This is a genomic window from Rhodoblastus sp., assembly GCF_041915505.1.
Lineage (GTDB): Bacteria > Pseudomonadota > Alphaproteobacteria > Rhizobiales > Beijerinckiaceae > Rhodoblastus.
Genome location: NZ_JAYSBG010000174.1, coordinates 1 through 7,218 on the forward strand (window position 1 = coordinate 1; position 7,218 = coordinate 7,218).

Consider the following 7,218-nt stretch of genomic DNA (forward strand, 5'->3'; position numbering starts at 1 on the left):
AGCACCAGGCCGACGATCAGCAGGAGGCCCACGAAAGCGAGCCCGAAGAACATCAGGGTCGATCCCGATTCCTCGCGGCGAAAGGCGGTCAATTTCCGTCGAAACCAAGCGGTTTGCACGGGCGGTCTCCTGCGGTGCGGGCTTGTCGTCTGCGTTTTGGCGCGTCCGCCGGAGGGCGTGACGTTTTGACTGAAAAAATTAGAATCAATCTCCTGAAATTGGCCGAATGAATTGATTCAAACTTTAAGGAACGGCGCTTGCTCCGGCCTGTTTTTCACGGTGCGATTGGACAAGCGGGGCGCGCCGTCCCACATTGCGGTTAACGATTCGCTATTCGTTCGCTCAAGGCCAGGCTTTGTCCGATCCGTTTTCGCCAGACGATTCCGATTTCCTCCATTCCGGGCCACGCCCGGGAGGGATCGCCGCGCGCGCTTTGTCGGCTTCGCGCGGCGCGCCAGACTGGCTGACGGCGCTCAATCCCGAGCAGCGCGAGGCGGTCGAGACTTTGGACGGTCCGGTTCTGGTGCTGGCCGGCGCCGGCACCGGCAAGACGCGCGTGCTGACCTCGCGCATCGCGCATATTCTGGCGCTTGGCCGCGCCCGGCCGTTCGAAATTCTGGCCGTCACCTTCACCAACAAGGCTGCGCGCGAAATGCGCGAGCGCGTCGCCGGGCTGATCGGCGCCGCCGCCGAGGGCATGGGCTGGCTTGGCACCTTTCACGCCATTTCCGCGAAAATCCTGCGGCGCCATGCCGAACTGGTGGATCTGAAAAGCAATTTCACCATTCTCGACGCCGACGACCAGATGCGCCTGCTGAAACAGGTGCTGAAGGCCGAGAACATTGACGACAAGCGCTGGACCGCGCGCGCTCTGGCCTATCTGATCGACAATTGGAAGAACCGCGGCCTCGACGCCAAACATGTTCCCGCCGGCGAGGCGCAATCTTTCGCCAATGGCAAGGGCGGGGCGCTCTATGCGCTCTATCAGGAGCGGCTGAAGACGCTCAATGCGGTGGATTTCGGGGATCTTCTGCTGGAATCGCTGCGGCTGCTGCGCGAAAACCCGGACGTGCTGCGCGAGTATCAGCAGCGCTTCAAATATATTCTGGTCGACGAATATCAGGACACCAATGCCGCGCAATATCTGTGGTTGCGGCTGCTGGTCCAGCGCGCCGATCCGTCCCAGCCGCAGAATCTGTGTTGCGTCGGCGACGACGACCAGTCGATCTATGGCTGGCGCGGCGCCGAGGTGGACAACATCCTGCGGTTCGAAAAGGATTTTCCCGGCGCCAAAGTGATCCGGCTGGAGCGCAATTACCGCTCGACCGGCCATATTCTCGCCGCCGCCGCTCATCTCATCGCCCGCAACCGCGACCGGCTCGGCAAAACGCTGTTCACCGACGGCGAATGGGGCGACAAGCCGACGGTCGCCGGGGTGTGGGATTCCGAGGAGGAGGCCCGCGTCGTCGGCGAGGAGATCGAACAGCTTCAGCGTCAGGGGCATTCCTTGGACGATATGGCCATTCTGGTGCGGGCCTCGTTCCAGATGCGCGAATTCGAAGAACGTTTCATCAGCCTTGGCCTGCCTTACAAGGTGATTGGCGGCCCGCGATTCTATGAGCGGCTCGAAATCCGCGACGCTCTGGCCTATCTGCGCTGCGTCGCCCAGCCGGCCGACGATCTCGCCTTCGAGCGCATCGTCAACACGCCCAAGCGCGGCTTGGGCGAAAGCACGCTGCAGACGGTGCATGAATTCGCCCGGATGCGGCAGCTTCCGCTGATGGCCGCCGCGCGTCTGCTGGTTGAAACCGAGGAGTTGAGGCCCAAGCCGCGCGGCGTCTTGCGGGCGCTGCTCGCCGATTTTGCGCGCTGGTCGGGGGAGATCGCCACGAAACCGCATTACGAGCTGGCCGAACAGGTGTTGGACGAATCCGGCTATACCGATTTCTGGAAACAGGAGCGCAGCGCGGAAGCGGAAGGCCGGCTGGAAAATCTCAAGGAGCTGATCCGCTCCATGGAGGAATTCCCCGATCTCGGGGCTTTTCTGGAGCATGTCTCGCTGGTGATGGACGTCGACAACGCCGAAGGCGGCGCGCGCGTCTCGATCATGACCCTGCACGGCGCCAAGGGGCTGGAATTCGACACGGTCTTCCTGCCCGGCTGGGAGGAGGGCCTGTTCCCGCATCAGCGGTCGCTAGACGAAAACGGCCGCGCCGGGCTGGAGGAGGAGCGTCGCCTTGCCTATGTCGGCGTGACGCGGGCGCGGCGGCGGGCGAAAATCCTGTTCGCCAGCAACCGCCGCATCCATGGCCTGTGGCAGAGCACGGTTCCCTCGCGCTTCCTCGACGATCTCCCGGCCCAGCATGTTCAGGTGGTCGACGAGGCGCGCAGCGGCGGCTCCTATGGCGCCTATGCGCAGTCGCGCTTCACCAATATGGACAGCTACGGCTCGCATGTCGAAACGCCGGGCTGGCGCCGCGCCCAGGCCCGCGCCGAACAGGGCGCCCCCGCCGCGCGCGCGCCGAAGACGATCGAGGGCGAAATCGTGTCGCGCGCGGCGCCGGCGGGGAAATTCGCGCCCGGCGCGCGGATCTTCCACCAGAAATTCGGCCCCGGCTCGGTCGCCGCGGTCGACGGCTCCAAGCTCACGATTGACTTCGACAAGGCCGGCCGCAAACTCGTGCTCGACAGCTTTGTGGAATTGCGCGGCTAAAACCGGGGCTGAGCGGCGATGCGCGATCTCTTGACCTATATCGGGATCGCGCTGATCGTCGTGCTGAGCGCCGCTTTCGCCGCGCCTTTCCTGATCGATTTCGACGCCTTCCGCCCGGCCATCGCCGAGGAGCTGACTCAGGCGACCGGCGCGCAGGTCCGTTTCAAGGGCCCGGTCGCGGTCAAATTCCTGCCGACGCCGCGTTTTAGCGCGGAAAATCTGGATATTTCCGGCGAATCCTACCGCTTTCACGCCGATAAAGCCCGGTTTGCCCTGTCGCTGCCCGGCCTGCTGCGGGGACGCCTGCAATTTTCGCGCGCCGCGCTCGACGGCGCCGAGCTGGTTCTCGACGCCGACAAGATGAGGCGTCCCAATCTGGCGGCGCCGTTGCAATTCGACGCACTGGTCCTGCGCCGGGCCCATATTGTCGTGACGCGCGGCGGCGCGCCTTCGGTCGAGATCGCCGGCCTCGATCTCAACGCCGAAATCCCTTCGCTGCGGGGGCCTTTGTCCGGGCGCGGCGGCTTCGACTGGCGCGGAAACAGGATCGGCTTTTCGGTCGCCTCCGACGCGCTCGCCAAAAACCTGCTGCCGCTCAAGGCGAATTTCACCGGGCCGGACGACAGCGGCCGGCTCGAACTCGACGGCCGCGTCGATCTGACCAAGGCGCCGGCTTTTGAGGGCGAGGCCAAAGCGTCCGGCAAGGCCGCGCCTGGGCCTTGGACAGCGCAGGGCCCGCTTCTGGTCGGGCTCGACGGCGCGCTGGCGCGCGAAGCGACCGTCCGGCTCGGCGACGGCCCGCTCGCCGACAAGCTTTCGGGCAGCGCGCGCTATGAGACGGCCGGCGGCAAGCTCGTCCTCGCCGTCGAAGCGCCGCTGCTGTCGCGCGCGTGGAGCGAATTTCTCGCCGCGCCGCTGCTGGCGGCGGAAAGCGCTTTGCCGCTCGATCTCCGCTTCGGCGTCGGCGCGCTGAACTGGCGCGGGATGGACTTGTCGCAGGCGGAATTGATCTGGCGCCCCGGCGCGCCGGCCCAGTTCAAGGCGCAGGGCCCGGGCGCGGCCCGGATCGAGGCGAGCGTCGCGCCCGACCAGACCGGCTGGCGCGGCAAGACGCAGCTCAAGACTTCCGATTTCGCGACATTCGCGGCGGCGCTGGGCGACGCCGCGCCGGCGGTCGGCAAGGCCCTCGGCGGGGCCGACGTTCATGCGCTGGAGCTTGGCGGCGACATCATGGCCTCGCCGGACGAATGGGCGCTGACCAACGCCAGCCTGGCCTTCGGCCGCGCGCGCTTCTCGGGCGAACTCCGCTTCCGCCCCGTTCAGGCGGACGGCCGGCCCTTGCTCGCCGCCCGGCTCGCCGCGCCCGCGCTCGATCTCGATTCCGTCCCGGATTTTTCCGGCGCGGCTTTCGACGCGCTCGATCTCGATCTGTCGATCGAGGCGCAGACCATGCGCTCGGCGCGCGCCGGCGAATTGTCCGGCGACGGCGGCCGCATCCGGGCGCATCTGCTGCGCGCGGGCGACGCGCTGCAATTGGAGCGGCTGGAATTGCGCAATATCGGCGGCGCCGATCTGACGGCTTCGGCAAGCTGGGGCCGCGACGGCGCCGGCCTGAAGGGCGAGGCGCGGCTGAAGGCGGGCGACGCCGGGCCGCTCGCCCAGGTTCTGGCGCGGCTCTGGCCCGGCGCGGCGACCAAGGCGCTGGCGGCGCGCGCCCGCGCCTTGTCGCCGGCCGACCTGTCCGGCAAGGCGGGCGAAAGCGGCTTCTCGCTCAACGGAACGCTGGGCGCGACGCGGATCGCGGCTTCGCTGGCGGCGGATCAGGCCGGCCAGCGCGCCGTCGCGGTCGATCTTTCCGCGCCGGAAGCCGGCGCCCTGCTCAACCAGCTCGGCGCGCAGGCGGTCTGGGGCCAGAGGCTCGGGGCGGCCCGGATTTCGCTGCATACGCAAGGCGATCCGCAAAGCAATGGGGCGCGCAATGTCACCGCTTCCGCCGAGCTTGCCGGCCTGCGCGGCGCCTTTCGCGGCTCCATGTCCGATCCGGCGCGCGATTGGGCGGTCGAGGGCGAGGCGAATCTCGCCGGCGACGCCGGCAAGATTCTCGGCGCCTTCACGGCGGCGCCGGCCGCTTCCGTTCCCCTACGCCTCGCCGCGCGCGCGCTGTGGCGCGACGGCGCGCTGGCGTTGCAAAATCTCAATGGCGAGGCGGCGGGCTCCAAATTGTCGGGCGATTTGACCGCCTCGGGCGACGGACTCGCGGGAGCCTTGCGTCTCGACCGGCTTTCCGCGCCGGCGCTCGTCGCGCTGGTGCTCGGGCCTCCAGCCCCGGCTAAAACGGGCGCGTTATGGTCGAGCCTGTCCTTCTCGCCGACCGGCATCGACCCGCCGCGCGCAAAGCTGGCGATCGAAACCGGCGAGCTGCAACCTTTTGGCGCACGCGGGCGCTTCGATCTCGCGCTCGGCCCCGGCGCGCTTTCCATCGCCGGGGCGGAACTCGAAGCCTTTGGCGGAACAATGCGCGGCGGGATCGACCTGCGCCGCGACGGCGCGCAGGCGACTTTGGGCGGCGAGATCGAGGTGCGCAATATCGTCCTGAAAAACCCGGCCCTTTCCGCGCGACTGGACGGCGCAGCGAAATTCGCCGGCAATGGCGGCAGCGCAGCCGCGTTGATCGGCTCGCTTGCGGGCGACGGCGCGGCGACCGTGCGCGATCTGGTGATCGAGGGCGCGGCGGCGGGGGCGCCGGACCAGGCTTTGGCCGCGAGCGAGGCCAGCGAAGCGCCTTTCGACACCAAAGAGGTCGCGAAAAGTCTCGACGCCGCTTTCGCGCGCGCGCCGCTGCGACGGCCCGAGGCGCATTTCGCTTTGCGCCTCGCGAGCGGGCAGGCGGCTTTCGCGCCGACGGATGAAGGCGGGCAGGGGATCGAGGCGGGATTCGATCTGCGCGACGCAACTTTGTCGGTGGCGGTCTCGGCGGCGGCGCAAAAGCTTCCCGCCGGCTGGAATGGCGCCGCGCCGCGCGGGACCATGGTCTGGAGCGGGGCGTGGCGCTCGCCGGCGCGGCGCGTCGACGCCGCCGCTTTCGTCAATGCGGTGGCGACCCGCGCGCTGGAGCGCGAACAGGCGCGGATCGAACGGCAGCGGCGCGAGGATCAGGAGCGCATCCGCGCCCTGCGAGAGCAGGCGCCGCCGCCCGCCCCGGAGCCGCAGCCGGCGCCGTGAGCGCTCGTTCCAAGTTTCGGTGATCGCGACTCATCGCGATCACCGACATCAGCCACGCGCCTTGTCGCGAAAAATCTGCAAAAGATGGACGCGCAAAGCGGAAGACAGATTGGCCTCGCCGCGCTCCGCGTCGATTTCCGCCACCAAAGCGGCGACCGAAAGCCCGCGTTCGCGCGCATGGTCGCGCAAGGCGTCCCAAAAGGCCGATTCGAGCGATATGCTGGTGCTGTGCCCGGCGACGGTCAGCGAATGTTTGCGCATCCGGCCGGGCGGCCCGGCGGGCGCGGCCATCAGGAATCGTCGGACGGCGTCGCCGCGCCATCGCGCCGGTGGCCTTCGATGCGCCGCTCTTCCAGCGCTTTGGTCTTTTCGGCGAACTCGCGCTCCGCTTTGCTCAGGCCGAAGCGGATGCGGTTTTCCTGTGCGCGGTCTTCGTCCTTGCGGCGCTCCTGCGCCTTGCGCGCGCGGCGCAGATTGACGATCTCGCCCATGCCCGGTCGTCCTGGTTCAGGTCTTCTTGCGGAAGGCGTCGATCGAGACGACCTTGGATTCCCCGCCTGTTTCGGTGCCATCCTGGGCGGCCGCCGCAGGCGTCGACGCGGCGCGGACCGGCGCGGCGCCAGCCGGCGCCAGATCGGGCTCCGAGCCCGCCCCGCGCGGTTTGGGCTTGTCTTCGGGCTCCGGGGCCGGGCGCGGCCGGTTGGCGATCGGCGCGGCGACGGTTTCGTCGTCCTCGTCCTCGATCTCTTCGTCGTCCTCCTCGCCCTGAGCCTCGAATTTCAGGCCGAACTGGACCGAGGGATCGTAGAAGCCGGAGATGGCCTCGAAGGGAATATGCAGCTTTTCGGGAATGTTCTTGAAATGCAGCCCGACCTCGAACGCCTCGTCGTCGACGCGCAGATCCCAGAATTGATATTGCAGGATGATCGTCATCTCGTCCGGATATTGCTCGCGCAGGCGCGGCGAAAGCCGCACGCCCGGCGCATTGGTCCGGAAGGTGACGTAAAAATGATGCTCGCCCGGCAGACCGTCGCGCGCGGCGTCGGCCAAGACCTTGCGCACGACGCCGCGCAGGGCGTCCTGAACCTGGAGATCGTATCGAATCAAATCAGTCGGCATAAAGCTCGCATCATTGGCTCGCCGGGCGGCTGCGGTTGGGACTCGCGCGCCGGCAGGAAGAAAGTGGAGGCTTCTGTTGCCAGGCGCCTCCGGACCCCGCCTGAAACGGCTAAGCCTCAGGACTTTGATTTCGGTGCTAGCGCCGCATTACGCGGCGACGGCGA

5 protein-coding genes are annotated in these 7,218 nt (G+C 67.8%); 2 read left to right on the forward strand and 3 right to left on the reverse strand.

From position 1 onward, the window contains the following. The first annotated feature begins 355 nt into the window (after positions 1–355). Positions 356–2,713: an ATP-dependent helicase gene (locus tag ACE3S9_RS11825; protein ID WP_374546660.1), complete on the forward strand. Its 2,358-nt coding sequence runs from the start codon at positions 356–358 to the stop codon at positions 2,711–2,713. A gap of 18 nt (positions 2,714–2,731) precedes the next feature. Continuing rightward, on the forward strand, positions 2,732–5,935 hold the full coding sequence (locus ACE3S9_RS11830; RefSeq protein ID WP_374546661.1) for an AsmA family protein: 3,204 nt from the start codon (positions 2,732–2,734) through the stop codon (positions 5,933–5,935). Positions 5,936–5,983: 48 nt separating this feature from the next. Here ACE3S9_RS11830 and ACE3S9_RS11835 read toward each other — a convergent pair whose 3' ends face one another. Genes ACE3S9_RS11835 through ACE3S9_RS11845 form a run of 3 tightly spaced genes read right to left on the reverse strand, consistent with a single transcriptional unit; the run spans position 5,984 to position 7,054 of the window. Further along, entirely contained in the window at positions 5,984–6,226 is a 243-nt protein-coding gene (locus ACE3S9_RS11835) for a ribbon-helix-helix domain-containing protein (RefSeq protein WP_374546662.1), read from the reverse strand. After that, positions 6,226–6,426: a DUF4169 family protein gene (locus tag ACE3S9_RS11840; RefSeq protein WP_374546663.1), complete on the reverse strand. Its 201-nt coding sequence runs from the start codon at positions 6,424–6,426 to the stop codon at positions 6,226–6,228. Before ACE3S9_RS11840 ends, ACE3S9_RS11835 begins: the two co-directional genes overlap by 1 nt. Before the next feature lie 16 nt (positions 6,427–6,442). After that, a complete protein-coding gene (locus ACE3S9_RS11845) occupies positions 6,443–7,054 on the reverse strand; it encodes an SspB family protein (protein ID WP_374546664.1) in 612 nt (203 codons plus the stop codon). Between the last annotated feature and the right edge of the window lie 164 nt (positions 7,055–7,218).